Source organism: Nocardia flavorosea NBRC 108225 (assembly GCF_001613385.1).
GTDB lineage: Bacteria > Actinomycetota > Actinomycetes > Mycobacteriales > Mycobacteriaceae > Nocardia > Nocardia flavorosea.
The window spans coordinates 324,152-340,636 of record NZ_BDCG01000002.1; the positions used below are offsets into that span (position 1 = coordinate 324,152).

The following is a 16,485-nucleotide window of genomic DNA, read 5'->3' on the forward strand; positions in this document are numbered from 1 at the left end:
GCGGCGTCTGCGGGGTAGCGCCCCGGTATGTCCCCCGCTGTGCGCTCTCTCCTGTCTCCCCGGTTGATCACCACACCTGTCGCCACGGTGACCGGGGCGATGCGTTCGGGTGCCCAGCGAGCAGTCGACACCGGACTGCAGGTGGTGGAAACCCCGGTGCGGACCGCGGAAAAGATGGCTACAACGGTGGCCTCCGGGATCGCGCCCCTGCTCCCCGGCCAGAACAGCGGACTACGCGACGATCTGACCGCCCTGCTCGACCCGCGGGACCGGCGCGCGCAACGCCGGGTCGCGTTCTCCGACGATATGGCGACCATCGAGGTCCAGGGCTTGGACGACAGCCACCGGTCCGCGGTCACCGGGGCATTGGAACAGCATCTGGGCCGGTTGCGCGGGGTGCAGTGGTGGCGGGTCAACGCGGTTACCGGGCGGATCGTGACGGCGCTGTCCAGCGGCGCCGACCTCGACCGGCTGCTCGCGGAGATCGAGGAGGTCGAACGCGAATCCGAGGTAGCCGACGCGGGCTGGAGCCGCGCCGTGGAGTTCCCGGCCGATCGGGAGCCCGTGATCGCTGCCGCGATCGAGGTGGCCGGCGATATCTGCGCGATCGCGATCTCCGCCGCCGGCACCGTACCGCCGCTGCGCGGGTTCATGCGCGGTGTGCGCTCGGTGGCGGCATTCACCGACGCCCAGCCCCGGTTACGCCGGCACCTCGAGGAGCGACTCGGCAGTACCCGCACCGATCTGCTGCTGGCGGTGGCCAACGCCGCGGGTTCGGCGCTCGGCGAGGGCGCGGCCGGCGGCGTCACCAATCTGGTGGCCGATACCGTCCAGCGTGGTTTCGCCCTCACCGAGGCCGTGGCCCGGCACGCGCAGTGGCGCGAATGGGAGGCCGATATCGTCGACGCCGAGCATTTCCGGGTCGACAAACCGCTACCCCGTTTCACCCGGCCTGCCGATATGCCACACGGGCCGGTGGAACGGGTTGCCGACGAAACCTCTGCCGCCGCTCTCGCCGGCGCCACTACTCTCGCCGGACTCGGGCGGGCGGGCGATATCGCCGACGCCCTCATCCTCGGCGCCCCGAAAGCGGCGCGCGCGGGACGAGAGGTCTACTCGGCCACCGTATCCACCACCCTGTCTGCCGCTGGTGTCCTGACTCTGCACCCGGCCGCGTGGCGTCGCTTCGACAGGCTGACGGCGGTGGTCGTCGACGCCGAATCCCTGGCCACCAGCCGGCGGGTGGTGCTCGAAGCCGAGAGTTCGGATCCGGAGTGGCCGGACGCGCGGGTCTGGAGTACTGCACAGCGGTTGCTGTGGGAACCGGAGGCCGACACCGGCGCCGACGGCCATCCACTGCGGCTGGTGCACCCGCAGTCCGGAACACGCGACCGCGGCACCACCAGCCGCCCGGTCGAACGGGAACTGCGCGACGGCGACAAGACCGTCGGACGGGTACTGGTCGGCCGCGAACTGGATCCGCGCGCGCACGGCGTGCTCAACGCCGCCCGCCGCGCCGGATTGCGCATCGTGCTGGCCGGTCATCGTGACGCCGCCGAATTGCGCGGGCTCGCGGACGAATTCGTCGCCGCGCGTGGATCGCTCAGCGCACATGTGCAACGCCTGCAGCAGGACGGTCACGCGGTGGCGGTGCTGAGTACCCGGGCACACAAGGCACTCGACCACGCCGATGTCGCAATCGGTCTCATCGGGTGCGAAGGCGGCGGTATCCACGTGCCGTGGTCGGCGGACCTACTGTGCCGCAACCTGGAGCAGGTGCGGCGCACCTTGGCGGCGATCGGACCCGCGCGGCAGGTCAGCGAACGCGGTCGCACCCTGGCACTGTCGGCCTGCAGCCTCACCGGGCTGATCCTGGCCGCCGCACCGGCCGCCCGGTCCCGGACCGCACCGATGATCGCGGCGAACTTCGCGGGACTGTTCAACGGCGCGGTGACCGGCCTGCGGGCCGCCCGGCCGGATGTCACCGGCGCGCCCGCGCCACTGCTGCCCTGGCATGCGCTCGAACCGGACGAGGTGCTGTCCCGGTTACCGGAGCCCGGGAAACCGGCGGAACGGCAGACCGGCGAGCCGTCCGGCCGCGGTGCGATACCGAACGCGCTGGCGCCGGTCACCGGCTATCTCGGCCATATGCGGCGGGAACTGGCCGACCCGCTCACCCCGGTGCTCGGCGTGGGTGCGGTGGCGACAGCGATCCTCGGCGCCCCGTCCGATGCCGTGCTGCTGTCCTCGGTGCTCACCGTGAACGCGATGATCTCCGCCCGTCAGCGGCAGGCCGCGGAGAACGAATTGCAGGAACTCCTCGAAGGTGAGCGGTTGACCGGCCGGGTGATCGACCGGGCCGAAATCGGCGCCGCGGAACCGGCGGGGACCGAGGTGCCCGCCGATTGTCTGGAAATCGGCGACGTCTTCGTCGTCCGTGCAGGCGAGGTGGTTCCCGCCGACGCGCGGCTGCTGCGCACCGAGGACCTGGAGATGGACGAATCCGGGCTGACCGGTGAATCGGTGACGGTCCCCAAAGGCGTCGAGGCCACGCCGGGCGCCGCTGTCGGCGATCGCGCCTGCCTCGTCTTCGAAGGCACCACCGTGGTCAGCGGTTCCGCGGTGGCGGTGGTCGTCGCGGTCGGCACCGATACCCAGGCCGGCCGCGCGACCGCCGGTGCGGTACCACCGGACAAGGGTGGTGTGCAGGCGCAGTTGCGCTCGCTCACCGATCGCGCACTCCCGCTGACACTGACCGGCGGCGCGATCGTGACCGCGCTCGGCGGCCTCCGCGGGCGCACGCTGCGCGCGGCGATCTCCGACGGTGTCGGGGTGGCGGTGGCCGCGGTACCCGAGGGGTTGCCGCTGGTGGCAACAGTGGCGCAGCTCGCGGCCGCGCGGCGGCTGTCCCGCTACGGGGTGCTGGTCCGCGCCAACCGCGCGGTGGAGGCACTGGGCCGGGTCGACGAATTGTGTTTCGACAAAACCGGCACCCTCACCGAGGGCCGGTTGCGGCTCACCGCGCTCGCCGATCTCGACGAGCAATGGCGGCCGGACAGCGATTCCGCCACGGCGCGGCGGTTGTTACGGGCAGCCGCCCGGGCCTGCCCCGAACCCGACGACGGGCCGGTACTGCATGCCACCGATCGTGCCGTACTCGACGCTGCCGCCGAAACGCTCGGCTCCGACGCACACCGCTGGGATCCCCTCGACGAGATCCCGTTCGAATCCAACCGCGGGTACGCCGCGGCGTTCGGCCAGACCGCGCACAAACTGCGGCTCATGGTCAAGGGCGCACCGGAGGTAGTCCTGCCGCGGTGCACGCGGGTACGCACCGGCACCAAACCTGATCCGGCCCTGACCGAGGCACTGCGTGAACGCGCCGATGCCACGGTGCACGACCTCGCCGAACAGGGGCTGCGGGTCCTCGTGGTGGCCCGCCGCGATCTGCCGGAGCATCCGCGGGATATGGAGAACGCCGTCGAGGAACTCACCCTGCTCGGGTTCCTGGGAATCGCCGATACCCCGCGTCCGCAGACCCCGTATCTCGTCCGCGCGCTGCAGGACAACGGAGTCGGGGTCCGCATGATCACCGGCGACCACCCGGTCACCGCAGCCGCGGTCGCCCGGCAGCTCGGGATCACCGTGGGTACGGTCACCACGGGCGCGGACCTCGACGAACTCGACGACACCGAGCGGCGGGAGCTGATCGAACGCAGCACCGTTTTCGCCCGTATCGACCCGGAGCAGAAGGTCGGGATCGTCACGGCGCTGCGCCGCAGCGGTCATGTCGTGGGAATGACCGGTGACGGCAGCAACGACGCGGCTGCCATCCGCACCGCCGATATCGGGATCGGTATCGCCGCGCACGGTTCGGCGGCCGCCCGCAATGCCGCCGACCTGGTACTCACCGAACCCGACCCGCGAGCCCTGCTGCACGCCCTCGTCGAGGGCCGCAGTATGTGGCAGCGGGTCGCCGATTCGGTCGCGGTGCTGGTCGGCGGCAACGCCGGCGAGATCGCGTTCACCTTGTTCGGGACCGCGGTCGGCGGCCGGGCACCGCTGGGCACCCGCCAGTTCCTGCTGGTCAACCTGCTCACCGATATGTTCCCGGCCCTGGCGCTCGCCCTGGCGGGTGGCCAGGAAGGAGTCGAAACACAGGACGACCCGGACTGGGTGGAGCAGCGGGCACGTCAGCTCGCCGCCATCCCACCGGCGAGCCTCGGCTCCGATCTGATCCGGACGATCGCCGTCCGCGGTGTCGCCACCGCGACCGGTGCGTCCACCGCGTGGCTGGTCGGCCGCTACACCGGCACCCAGCGGCGCGCCGACACCATCGGGCTGGTAGCGCTGATCGGCACCCAGCTGGGCCAGACCCTGGTCGCCGGGTACCGCAGCCCCTTGGTCTGGCTCACCACCGCCGCCAGCGGTGCGGTGCTGGGGGTCGTCGTCATGACACCCGGGCTGGGGGCCTACTTCGGCTGTACCCCGCTCGGCCCGATCGGCTGGTCCGTCGCGACCACAGCCGCGGCAGGTGCCACCGCGGGTTCCGCCCTGCTCCCCCGACTGCTTCCGAGCGTGGAAGCGGGTCGCGCCGAGAACCCGGCCTTGCCCGGCGGCGAACAGGAATCGCTCACCCAGGCGAAAAGCGCCGAACCGGACGAGGTCGAGCAGGACGCGTCACCGGTATCGCCGCCCACCGGAGGGTCGTGAAACGGGAACGGCTCCTGCGCTGTGCTGACATCCTGCGCGCCGAATCCCGGTCGATGCGCAGTAGACGGCGCATCAGCGCACCTTCGGCGGCCGGGGCCGGCACCGCAGCCGGATTCCCATCGACGGCCGCCTGCCTGCGGAGCCGCCGGCCGTTGCGAGAGATCGGCGGCGACATACACCGAGCGATGTGGCGTCGCGCTGCGCGGTATACCGTGCGGTCCGCCGCCCCGAGATGCCTCGCGTGGTTACCGGGCGAGCATGGCGGCGGCAACCCGCTCAGCTGACGTGTGACGCAGCGCGGTCCCCATATCGTCGAGGACGAGCAGCCGCGCCCCGGGGATTTCGGCGGCGAGGACCTCGGCATTCCCGACCGGGAAGAACGGATCGGCGCGGCCGTGCACGACGAGCGCAGGCATCCCGAGTTCGCCGAGCCGCTCCCGCCAGCGCGGGGTGCAGTCGATCCGGGAGAACACCATCCCGAGCTGGTTCGCCTGGTGCACCGCGGGATCGTTCGACGGTGTCCGGTCCCAGATCCAGGCCGCCGTCGCCCGCGCCTGCTGCGGATCGTTGCCCATCGGTTCCGCGCCCTCGGCGGCGAACGCCGCGACGGCGTCCCGGTCGGTCCAGTCCGGCTGTGGGCGGGCGAACATCGCCTCCATGACAGCAGGGTCGTGATCGGGCAGGTCCTCGTCGACCGGACCCGGTGCCACCGGCCGGGTGCCGACGAGGGTCAGTGCGCAGAACACGTCGGGGTGATCCAGCGCGGCAACCTGGGCGACCATCCCGCCGACGCCGACCCCACCGAGATGGGCGGTGCCGGCACCGAGCACCTCGACCAGCGCGACCGCGTCGGCAGCGAGATCCCGCAGGTTGTATGCCGGGCTTTCCGGGTTCAGGGTCGTCGAGGCACCGGAGTCTCGCAGGTCGTAGCGGACCACGCGCCTCCCGGCCGAGGCGAGCCGCTCGCACAGCACGCCGGGCCAGGACAACATTGTTGTACCACCGGCCAGAAGGATCAGCGGATCGTCCTCGCGGCCGAAGCACTCGACGCCCAAATCGACGCCGTTTGCCCGCACCGAGGTCTGTGCCGATAGAAACTGTCCTGCCACGCCCACACTCCTGTCTGCCGGTTCGTCCCTACGTAGGGACGACAGATCCGCCGAAAAGTCATCGGTGCTTCCGAGTGTGCTTTCGCACGAGAAGGCATCCGCTCCTCCGCAACGACGGTCGGCGAATGCAGGGCAGGGCGGGTTCCCGACCGAAAAGGGATCCCGGGTTCGTCACCCGGGATCCCGCGGTGTGTGTGGCTAGCGACGGTTGTCGCGGTCGGTCCCTTCGGTCTCGATCCGTTCCTTGCGGACGGTATCGGAGACCGTCTGTTCGTCCTCGACCTCGTCGACCGCGAGACGAACCCGTTCCACCGGGACGGATTCCTTGTTCACGGTCACTCGCTCTTCGTGCAGTGTGACCTCGCGTTCTTCGTCACCCAGGTCCGCGTTCACCGCGCTGGGGTCGGTGATCGGTTCCCGTTCGACGTGCACCTCCTCATGGCTGGTGGGCACGGTGACCGACTGTTGCTCGGTGACCACGTATTTACGCATCCGCGCCCGGCCGGACTCCTGCTGTTCGGTGCCGACGTCGAGCCGTTCCTCCGAGCGCACCATGGATTCCCGGTCCTCGGGCGATGCGGTGGTCCCACCCATCCCCGCGGCGGTGCCCATACCCGCGGCGGTGCCCATACCGGCAGCGCTGCCCATACCGGCCGCCGTACCGGTACCGGTCGTCTCACCACCGGGACGCTCGGCGTGCCGCCCGTAATCTTCCCAACCGGCATGACCGGGGTCGATTCCGTAGTGGACGAACAGTTCGTCCTCGGATTCGCGGCTGATCAGACCGTCGTGTTCCAGATGCGGCGCGGATTTCACCGCTTCCTTGTGCACCCGGACCTGCAGCTCGCTGGTGTCCTGCCGCAGTTGCGCTCCGGCCAGCGGTACCAGTGAATCGTCGCTGAAAAGTCCGGTGCTCACCGACGCCCAGGTCGGGGCGCCGGAAGAATTGTCGACGTAGACCCGCTTGACCTTGCCGATCTTGTCGCCGTCCAGGTCGTAGACGGCGTCTCCGATCAGTTCTTCCACCTGTTGAGCCATGGCTCCTCCTAGCTTCTCGTCCGATACGTGATCGGCGAACCGAGTCGCGTCACGCGGACCGTTCCCGGATCCGGGCGCTTCGGGGGTGGCTGTCCCCGGCCCGGGTGCCGGTCGCTGCCGCGATTCGGCGTGCTCGCCGCTCCCGGTGTTCGGTTCCGCATCGGGCGCGGCATCGGCTCTTTCCGGGTAACCGCCGGGCACTCAGTGCGGAGTGCCGAACGGCTACATCCTGGCAACTACCCGGGACATTCCGAGGCAAACAGGGCGACCGAAAAATTTTCCGGGTCCCGGCCGTAGCAGGCAGGGTTATACGGAATCGGTAGCGGAGGTCCGATGCAGGTCACCGCTCTGTCATCCGGCGCCGGCGAAATACTGCCGATGCTCCCGAGCCTCCGCGACGACAGTGGCACCGTGAGATCGGCATCTTCCGGAAAGCCCCGGCGACCTACCGGCAATTCAGATTGCCACCACCGTGCCCCTCGTGGAACGCCCGTTCCGAACCGGCGTCCGAGTGCGTGCCGACGACGCGGACCGGACGCCGGCGCAGCACCGGCGAGCGTCGTCTGCGCACTGCGTCGGGCGCACGCGCTGCGCCGATAGGAAAGGTGCCGGGCACGCACGCCGGCGGCGGTACTGCTCGCGGATTTCCGGATACCGGTATCCGCGGCGTGGAGGTTCAGGACAGTCGCCGGTAGATGATCGGCTGGGCGGCGATCCCGTTCGCGGAGAAGTTCGCGAGGACGAACGAACGGAATGTCGGCCGCAGCAGCAGCCCGGGCAGAAAGGTGCGCAGTGCCGGCCAGGATGCGTGGTTGATCAGGGTGTAGCCGGCGGGCTCACCCGGTAGCGGGCGCATGGGCAAAGAGACGATCCTCGCGGCGGCGCGTGAACGTTTCGCCGCCGACGGCTACGAACGTGCCACCATCCGTGCGATCGCCGCGGACGCCTCGATCGATCCGGCCATGGTCATGCGCTACTTCGGCAACAAGGAACGACTCTTCGCCGCGGCCGTCGAATTCGATCTGGAGCTACCGGACCTGTCGGCCGTACCGCACGAGCACAGGGGTACCGCACTCGTCGCACACTTTCTGGAACGCTGGGAACGCGATGAGGCCCTGCTCATCCTGCTGCGGGCGGGAGTCACCAACGAGGCCGTCGCCGAACGGATGCGCGCGATCTTCGCCGACCAGCTCGGCCCCGTGATCGCGGCAGCGGGCACCGCCCCTCACCAGGCACCGGTCCGCGCCGGCCTCGCCGCCACGCAGATCCTCGGCATGGCCCTGTGCCGGTTCGTTCTGTGCTTTCCGCCGCTGGTCACCATGCCCCGGGACGAGGTGATCGCCTGGCTCGGCCCGACGGTGCAGCGCTACCTCAGCGGCACGGCGGAGCCGGAGATCACCACGATGGTGCGGCCCAGCTCGCGGCGGTGATCTGCGCCCGGTACCGCTCGACAAAGGGCAATACCTGCCGGCCGATCACCTTGTTGTATTCGGCCGGATGCTGCCGCGGATCGGCATGCCCGGTGCCACGCGGCTTCACCACCAGCAGATTGCCGTCCACACCACCGACCTCGTCGATCAGCACTTGATGGGTGTAGGCGACGTCGACCACGCGGTCACGGGTGGCGTCGTGTGGCCGGAGGAAGACGATCGCCGGGCGTGGTTTACCGCGCGCCGCACCGGACAGTTGCCGGAGGTCGTCGGTCGCACCGCCGGCGACGATGGCCAGGAACTGGGATTCGATGAGCCCGTTGCTGGCGGCATCGGCGTTGAAAATCTTGTCCCGCAACACCTGTTCGACCGCCGCGCCCAGCTGGTCGAGCCGGATTCCCGGGACGCCCGAGTAGTCGATGAACCGTTCACGCCGGGCGTAGGTTTCCACGGCGATCCGCAGGCCGCGGCTCTCCCGGGCACCGGGCAGCCAGCCCATCCACCGGACCATATCCTCACCGAGGCCCCGGCTTTCGGGGCGCACGGCATCGAGGTCCAGGGGTGTGCAATCCAGTATTACCGCCAGTAGCCGCCGGTCGCTGCCGGTGTGGATATGCCGGGCGACCTCCAGCGCGATCACTCCGCCCATACTGTGCCCCGCGAGCACGATATTGCGCACCCCCGACATGACGGCGGCGCGAATGACCAGTTCGGCAATCACCTCGGTATCGATACCGTTGTTGTCGTAGCGGATCGCCCAGACCGACCCCATCTCGCGCAGCGCGGGCAATGCAGCGGCGGTATCGCTGGCGTTGAGCCCGCCCAGCCCGACGAAATCGATAACCGCGGTATCCCGCAGATCCGGGTCGGCGGGTCCGGCGACCGGCAGCAGCGCCGGTTCGGTGCGGGCCAGGCGCTGCCGTTCCGGAGCCACATCGTGTTCCCAGTACTGCGCAAAGGCAACCAGGGCGATCGTCAGTAGTACGGCAACCCGAAGCAACGCCTGTCTGGTGCGCGACAATGCCCTCCACCGGTAACTCGGGCGCGTTTCGCGCAACCGGGCCCGGCGGCGTTCATCGCTCCAGTCCGCGACGGTGGACGGATGCCATTCGTCCATCGGCGACATGGACTCCACTGTATGCGTCCATCGGATCCCCGCACGGTGCGCCGATCGGCCGTACCGGCGCCGGTCACCCCTTGGCGACCCCGTCGATCAGCAGCCGGCGGATGGCCTCGTTCAACTCCGCGATGGCCTGTTCGTCCGGGTCGCGCAGGCCGTGGACCACCCCCGCCAGCAACATGCCGGTCACCGCGCGGGCGGTATTGCGGGTGTCCAGATCGGCACGCAGATAGCCCAGCTCCACCCCGTGGTCGAGGTAGCCCGCAGTGAGCGCGTCGGCGGTGTCGAGCAGGCCGTACAGGCGCCGGGTCAGCTCGTCGTCGATCCCCGGCGCGTGGAACAGCAGCAATTGCGCCACCCGGCGATCGGCGAGCAGGATGCGGGTGAGCGCGTCACCGATCCGTTCGAGTTGCTGCCGGTATTCGTCCAGCGTGCTCGCCGCCTCCGGGGCATTGTCGGTGCCGAGCGCGTCGACGATACGAGCGGCCAGATCGTCGATCACATGGTCGATGATGTCGCGTTTGTTGCTGAAATACCGGTAGAAGGTGCCGTGCCCGATACCGAGGTCGGCGGCGATATCGGCGATACCGGTGGCGTGGTAGCCCTTCTCCGCGAAGCAGACGAAGGCGGTATCGATGATGTCGCGCCGGAGTTCGGCCTTGCGGCGTTCGGCCCGCGTCTGTGGCTTCGTCACGTCCCTGATGATACGGTCATCACAAACGGAATGATGTGTCATTCCGTGACGTGTGGTTCAGTTCGCTGGGAGGTTCGACGTGGCACCTCGGTACGACGCCGTCGTGATCGGTGCGGGATTCGGTGGGATGGGGGCGGGTATCGAACTCGACCGTCTCGGTCTCGGCAACTTCGTGATACTCGAACGCGAAGCCGATCTGGGCGGAACCTGGTTCGTCAACCACTATCCCGGCCTGGCCGTCGATATCGCCTCGGTGACCTACTCCTACTCCTTCGAACCGAACCCGTTCTGGTCGCGACTGTTCGCCCCCGGTGCCGAACTGAAGAAATACGCCGACCATGTCGCGGACAAGTACCGGCTCCGGGAACGGATGCGCTTCGGTACCACAGTCGAGCGCGCCCACTGGGACGCCGCAGAACAGCACTGGGTGGTCACCGTGGCCGGTGGGGAAACGCTCACCGCCCGCTATCTGCTGACCGCGACCGGTTTCCTCTCCCAGCCCTACACCCCGCCATTCCCTGGTATCGACAGCTTCGCCGGCAAGGTCATCCACACCACCGCCTGGGACGATTCCTACGATCTCACCGATCGGCGGGTCGCGATCATCGGCACCGGTGCCACGAGTGTGCAATTGGTGCCCGAGATCGCCGCCCGTGCCCGTGAACTCACCGTTTTCCAGCGCACCCCCATCTGGGTGGTGCCCAAGATCGATACGGCGATCCCCGGCGCGGTGCAGCGGCTCTTCGCCCGGATCCCCGCGACACAGAAGGCGGCCCGGATGGTCAATACGACCATGCTGGAGGCCTTGATGGTGGTCGGCGTCCTGCACTACAAACAGGCCCGGCCGCTGAACAAGGCCGCCGCGCTACTGGCCAAGGCACATCTACGCGCCCAGGTCCCCGACGAACGGCTGCGTGAGCAACTGACACCACACTACGATTTCGGGTGTAAACGGCCGACGTTCTCCAACCACTATTTCGCCACGTTCAACAAGCCCCACGTCCACTTGGAAACGAACTCGATCGAACGGGTCGAGGCCGACGGTATCGTTACCGCCGGCGGCCGCCGGACCACGATCGATACCTTGATCCTGGCCACCGGGTTCAACCTGTGGGACGCCAACTTCCCGGCGTTCGAGATCATCGGCCGCGACGGGGTGGACCTCGGACAATTCTGGCGCGAAAACCGTTTCCAGGCCTACGAGGGCATCACGGTGCCGAAATTCCCGAACTTCCTGAGCCTGAACAGCCCGTACTCCTACAGCGGGCTGTCGTATTTCACGACCATCGAAGCGCAGATGAAGCATATGGGCCGGCTCTTCGGTGAGTTGCGGCGCCGCGGCGAAACGACCTTCGAGGTCACCGAACGCGCCAACACCGAATTTCTGGAACGGGTGACCGGCAAACTCGATTCCTCGGTGTTCTACGGCGGCGATTGCGCCACCGCTCGCAGCTACTACTTCAATCAGCACGGCGAAGCCGCACTCCTGCGCCCGACCAGTACCGTCAACGCCCACCGTGAGGCAGTGCGGTTCCCACTGGACGACTACGCCTACGGCGCTACCGCCTGATCACCCGCACAGGGCTGCGCCACCGGGCATACGGCGGGCCTACAGGCCGGACGCAGAGAAGCACGGCCGGGACCACACCGGCGGTCTCGTCGGCAACTCACCGGCGCCGTGCCCGCTGACCGGCACCCATCGCAGGGCACGGGTCGGCACTGATTCTTGGGACCGATGGAGAAGAGCCGCCCGGTTCCTTGTGACCTCACGCAGAAACAGGCGTATACGCGGGCCGAGCCGACCGCTACGATCGGTGCGCGTCGTAAAGTAAGCCGCCACGTGCGGAACTGGGGCCACGGCCACAAGCCAACGGAGACAGTTCGTTCGAGCGATCACCGCGCTCGCTGCCTCCGGGCCGCCGCGGCGGCGGTAGTCGCCCGCATACCTCGCCCACCCCCTGGTAACGGGACGAACGGCACCACGAGTGCCGGGTCCGGGACCGGGTCGTTTCCTGCTGTCCGAAAGAAGATCGTGTTCAGAGTTTCCACCCGAATCCTGATCCTGCTGTTGACCCTCGTCTCGGTGGGGCTGTTCGGCGTCGAGGCGAAAGCCGAACCGCTGTATCCCCAGCCCGATCCGGACCCTTTCTACGCCGAACCCGCCAACCTGGCCGACCTCCAGCCCGGTGACGTGGTCCGGACCCGGACCATCGATACCGGGCTCTACCTGGGTACCGAGGGCCATCAGATCGCCTTCCGGTCCACCAATTCCCGTAACCAGCCCATCCTGGGTGTCACCACCGTGCTCATGCCGGTCGGCGTCGACAACCCGCCGCTGGTGTCCTATCAGGCGCTGATCAATTCGCTCGGCACCCGCTGTAATCCGTCACGGTCGCTGTTCAACGGCGAACTCCAGGACGCGGTCGGGGCGATGCTCCCGATCGGCCGGGGCTGGGCCATCTCCGTACCCGACTACCTCGGGCCCACCGTCGCCTATGCCGCGGGCCGGCTCAGCGGCATGATCACCCTGGACAGTATCCGCGCCGTCCAGCAGGTCGCCGAACTCGGCCTGGCTGATGCCCCGGTTGCCATCGCGGGTTATTCCGGCGGCGGGCTCGCCACCGGCTGGGCCGCGGCCCTGCAACCGACCTATGCCCCGGAGCTGAAAATCGACGCCGCCGTGGCGGGCGGAATCCCGGCCGATCTGGAACAGATGGCGCTGGGGCTCGGGTTCGCCCCGCATCCCGGATTCGGGCTTGCTTTCGCCGCGGCCATGGGGTTGGAACGCGAATACCCGCACCGGCTGCCGGTATCGGATCAGCTCAACGAGAACGGTCTGTGGTTCCGCGAGTTCACCCACGACGCCTGCCGCCGGTTCCTGCTGTTCCACGGCGCGTTCCGCAGCGCGGAGCAGATGGCGGCGTCGAAGAGCCTGATGGACAGTCCCGAGGCGCGGGAGGTGCTGCACGAGAACAGCCTGCGCTATTTCGACGGTGTACCGGCGATGCCCACCTACCTGTGGCACGGCCGTTTCGACACACTGACGCCGTACGACGGGGTGGCCGAATATGCCGACCGCGCCTGCAAGGCGGGGGCCCCGGTGAAACTGACCACCTACGATATCGCCGAGCATATGACGGCAGCTGTCGCGGGATTCGCCGATGCCTGGAGTTTCGTGGAGGCACGGTTCCGTGGTGAGGATGTTCCCATGGGCTGCTGATCGCGCCGACCGGGCGCGGTCAGTCCTGCTCACCGGCGATGACCTCATCGAGGCTCGAGATCGCCAGATCGGCGGCCTGGCCGGGGCCGTGGGTGCCGTGCAGAACCGTACCGGGCTCGTCCGGTTCCAGTAGTTCCAATGCGGCGAGCTGGGAATCGAGCAGCGAGGCGGGCATGAAATGCTCGCCTCGCTGCGCTGTCCGCGCCAGCAGTTCGTCACGGTCCGCGGTCAGGAGCAGGAAGTATATTCGGGGCGCGGCAGCCCGCAGGCTGTCACGGTAACGACGTTTCAGCGCCGAGCAGGCGACCACTCCCCCGGTTCCGTCCGCCGCCCGATCACGCAACCAGTGACCGACCTCCGCCAGCCACGGCTCCCGGTCGGTGTCGTCCAGCGGGCGGCCCGACCGCATCTTGACGATATTGGCCCGCGGATGCATATCGTCGGCGTCGGCGAACGGAACACCGAGACGCAGGGCCAGTAACCGGGCCGTCGAGCTCTTCCCGCTTCCCGAAACGCCCATCACGACGACACACGGCAGCGACGAACGCGGTGTAGCCCCCACAACGTCCACCCGCTTCATCCACCCCGGTCGATATCTCCGGGGCCGCGGGAGCCCGCCGCATACTCTTCCAGTGGCGCGAGATCGCGCGCCCAGCCCGCGAGCACCGGGGCCACCACCCGCCACGCCTCCTCTGCCTCGTCGGCCCGGATCGACAAGGCGGGATCGCCGGCCAGAACGTTCAGCAGCAGAGTCCCGTAGGCGGGCAGCTCCGGCGGCGCGATCTGCGCCGTCATGGTCAACGGCTCCAGGGTGTCCGCGCTGGTACCGGCGGCAGTCAGGGCCAGTGTCAGGCATTCCGGGTCGAGCCCGAATCGCAGGATATTCGGCCGGGTGGCGCCGTCGCGGCCGAACGGCATCGAGGGCACCGGCCGGAAGTGGACCGCGACTTCCTTGCGCTCTTCGGCCAACGCCTTACCACTGCGGAGGACGAAGGTGGTTCCCGACCAACGCCAATTTTCCAGGCTCAGTTCGATTTCGGCGAAGGTCTCCATACCCCGTTGGGGATCCACACCCTGCTCGTCCACATAGGACGGGACTTCCCGGGTGCCGATTGCGCCTGCGCGGTAGCGACCGCGGCGGGTCCGGTACGGTATATCGGCTTCCGACAGTGGCCGCACCGTACGCAGCACATCCACCTTGCGGTCGCGCAGGTCACGCTCGGACAGCGAGATGGGTGGTTCCATCGCCACCAGGCACATCAACTGCAGTAGATGGTTCTGCACCATATCCTTGAGCGCCCCGACCCGATCGTAATAACCGGCCCGGTCCTCGAGGGTGAGGGTCTCGTCCCAGACGATCTCGATTCTGGCGATATGCGCGCTGTTCCAGATCGATTCGAGCACCCGATTCGCCAACCGGCTGCCGAGCAGATTCTGCACCGTGGTCATCGCCAGAAAATGGTCCACCCGGAACACCGCCTGTTCGGGTACCAGATCCGCGAGCAGGCAGTTCAGATTCTGCGCCGTGGCGAGGTCCTCGCCGAACGGTTTCTCCAGCACGATCCGGCTCCCGGCCGGCATCTTCGCCGCGTGCAGGGTCCGGATCGCCACCGGGAACAGGTTCGGGGCCAGCGCGAGATACACCGCGACGGGTCCCTCGCCGGCGACCAGTGCGGCCACCTCGACGGCATCGCCGATATCGGAACGCCGATATGCTGCGGTGGCCACGAGTGCCCGCCGCGCCTCGACCGGTATCCCGGCCGCATGCCGATCGAGCTGGTCCAGCGCCCAGGCCTCGAAACGCGAATCGTCCCATTCCTTCAGGTCTACACAGACCAGCTCGAAATCGTCGTCCACGTAGCCGGCGGCGCGCAGCGCGGCCAGCCCGGGCAGAAGATAGCGCCCGGCGAGATCACCCGTTCCCCCGAACACCACCAGCCTGGTGATCATCGTGCGCTCCGGGCCCTGCATCCACCTGCCTCCTCTGCACACTCGTGGTGCCGGAAATCGACGGAAAGCAGCCCCAAACTAACAGCCGGGGCCCGATGCGGTGCATGTCTGTTGCCAAGCCGAGACGTGGAACGCACGGATCCCGATTGCCGCCGGGACCGCGGAATCGGGCACGTCGGCGTACGGAATCTCGACGCCGCGAACACCGGCGTGCGCCCGGCGCATACCCGGCCGGGTATGCGCCGGGCGCACAGTTTCCTCACGAACCCACCGTGAATTCACTCGCTTCCGCCCAATCCGCCGGTGCGGCGGCCGTGGCCGATTGCCGCGGTAAATCATTGCCGGAAATGGTCTTCGGTGCATGCCGGCCGAATGGCAGCACACTCTCCTGGGAAAATCTATTGCCCCCGCCCGGACGAGAACGACTGCACAATGGTTCAATTCTCGCAGCAAGCGCTCGGAGTGCAGGAGGTAGAGGATGGCAGTGCGCTACTCGAAAAGGGAACAGACCAAACTCGTCAATCGGGTGAAAAAACTTATCGCCCAAGGCAAAACGGTCAACGCCGCGTGCACTTCGGTTTCCGAACGGGAAGGTGGCCAGCCCGCGGCGAACACGCTCGCGAATTGGCTCAAGGCCGCAGGGCTTCCCGAGGCCGAGCCGGCCCAGGAGGAGGCCGCACCGGCTGCGGAGGAGGCCACACCGGCTGCACCGAAGAAACGCCGCCGCCGGACCGCGACCCGGAAACAGGCCCCGGCCGCCGCGACTACGGCGCCGGAATCCGAGCCGAAAGCTGCGGAATCCGAACAGAATACGGAGATCGAGACACCCGTCGAAGAGTCCGAGATCCCGGTGACCGAAAGCGCCGCGGTTCCGGCCGCCGAGACCATCGGCGAAGCCGACGCCCCGGCCGAGTCGCTGACGGAATCCCCGGCGGCGTCCGTTGCCGAACTCGTGCATATCCGCACCGCCGACCGGACCGCGGAGACCACGGGTGATCTCGACGACCTTCTCGACGAGAATCTCCGTTTGCGTACCGCATTGAACGAGGCGAATCGCGAAATCCGCGCTATGCGCGATCTTCTCGTCGTCTACGCAAGTCGCTGAACCACACCGGCCGCGCCATATGCGGCCGGTGGCGCAACATCGGAGTGTGCGCCGGCCGGATTCGGCCGGCGCACACTCTTTGTCATGGTGCTGTGCGCGGCACTGC

General features: G+C 68.3%; 12 protein-coding genes. 5 read left to right on the forward strand and 7 right to left on the reverse strand.

Annotated features, from left to right (window positions below):
* Window positions 1-27 precede the first annotated feature (27 nt).
* Window positions 28-4,713: a cation-translocating P-type ATPase gene (locus tag NFL01S_RS01620; protein WP_157116149.1), complete on the forward strand. Its 4,686-nt coding sequence runs from the start codon at window positions 28-30 to the stop codon at window positions 4,711-4,713.
* Between the two features lie 245 nt (window positions 4,714-4,958).
* Here the strand turns inward: NFL01S_RS01620 and NFL01S_RS01625 are convergent, their stop codons facing one another.
* The 3 genes from NFL01S_RS01625 to NFL01S_RS01635 form a co-directional block, all read right to left on the reverse strand.
* Window positions 4,959-5,822: an alpha/beta fold hydrolase gene (locus NFL01S_RS01625; protein ID WP_062971276.1), complete on the reverse strand. Its 864-nt coding sequence runs from the start codon at window positions 5,820-5,822 to the stop codon at window positions 4,959-4,961.
* 198 nt (window positions 5,823-6,020) lie between these two features.
* Window positions 6,021-6,860, reverse strand: coding sequence for a DUF2382 domain-containing protein (locus NFL01S_RS01630; protein WP_062971278.1), 840 nt, complete (start codon window positions 6,858-6,860; stop codon window positions 6,021-6,023).
* Window positions 6,861-7,536: 676 nt separating this feature from the next.
* Entirely contained in the window at window positions 7,537-7,722 is a 186-nt protein-coding gene (locus NFL01S_RS01635) for a hypothetical protein (protein ID WP_245670470.1), read from the reverse strand.
* On the opposite strand from NFL01S_RS01635, the gene NFL01S_RS01640 reads away from it, so the two are divergent.
* A complete protein-coding gene (locus NFL01S_RS01640; RefSeq protein ID WP_062970710.1) occupies window positions 7,715-8,290 on the forward strand; it encodes a TetR/AcrR family transcriptional regulator in 576 nt (191 codons plus the stop codon). The genes NFL01S_RS01635 and NFL01S_RS01640 overlap by 8 nt on opposite strands.
* On the opposite strand, the gene NFL01S_RS01645 is transcribed toward NFL01S_RS01640, so the two are convergent.
* Window positions 8,256-9,416, reverse strand: a complete 1,161-nt coding sequence (locus NFL01S_RS01645) for an alpha/beta fold hydrolase (protein WP_062970712.1) — start codon at window positions 9,414-9,416, stop codon at window positions 8,256-8,258. The two genes, NFL01S_RS01640 and NFL01S_RS01645, sit on opposite strands and share 35 nt — an antisense overlap.
* Before the next feature lie 64 nt (window positions 9,417-9,480).
* Window positions 9,481-10,146: a TetR/AcrR family transcriptional regulator gene (locus NFL01S_RS01650; protein WP_062970714.1), complete on the reverse strand. Its 666-nt coding sequence runs from the start codon at window positions 10,144-10,146 to the stop codon at window positions 9,481-9,483.
* Window positions 10,147-10,183: 37 nt separating this feature from the next.
* Between NFL01S_RS01650 and NFL01S_RS01655 the strand changes: the two genes are divergently transcribed.
* Window positions 10,184-11,674, forward strand: a complete 1,491-nt coding sequence (locus NFL01S_RS01655; RefSeq protein ID WP_062970715.1) for a flavin-containing monooxygenase — start codon at window positions 10,184-10,186, stop codon at window positions 11,672-11,674.
* Window positions 11,675-12,136: 462 nt separating this feature from the next.
* Window positions 12,137-13,324 (forward strand): lipase family protein, encoded by a 1,188-nt coding sequence (locus tag NFL01S_RS01660; protein WP_084492316.1) that lies wholly within the window; start codon window positions 12,137-12,139, stop codon window positions 13,322-13,324.
* Window positions 13,325-13,343: 19 nt separating this feature from the next.
* On the opposite strand, the gene NFL01S_RS01665 is transcribed toward NFL01S_RS01660, so the two are convergent.
* Both NFL01S_RS01665 and NFL01S_RS01670 read right to left on the reverse strand, forming a co-directional pair.
* Window positions 13,344-13,844, reverse strand: coding sequence for a gluconokinase (locus NFL01S_RS01665; RefSeq protein ID WP_062971281.1), 501 nt, complete (start codon window positions 13,842-13,844; stop codon window positions 13,344-13,346).
* Between the two features lie 56 nt (window positions 13,845-13,900).
* Window positions 13,901-15,295, reverse strand: a complete 1,395-nt coding sequence (locus NFL01S_RS01670; RefSeq protein ID WP_210744337.1) for a glucose-6-phosphate dehydrogenase — start codon at window positions 15,293-15,295, stop codon at window positions 13,901-13,903.
* 457 nt (window positions 15,296-15,752) lie between these two features.
* Here NFL01S_RS01670 and NFL01S_RS01675 point away from each other — a divergent pair, with 457 nt between their 5' ends.
* Window positions 15,753-16,379 carry a hypothetical protein gene (locus NFL01S_RS01675; RefSeq protein WP_062970717.1) on the forward strand — a complete coding sequence of 209 codons (627 nt, stop codon included), beginning with the start codon at window positions 15,753-15,755 and terminating at the stop codon, window positions 16,377-16,379.
* The last annotated feature ends 106 nt before the right edge of the window (window positions 16,380-16,485 follow it).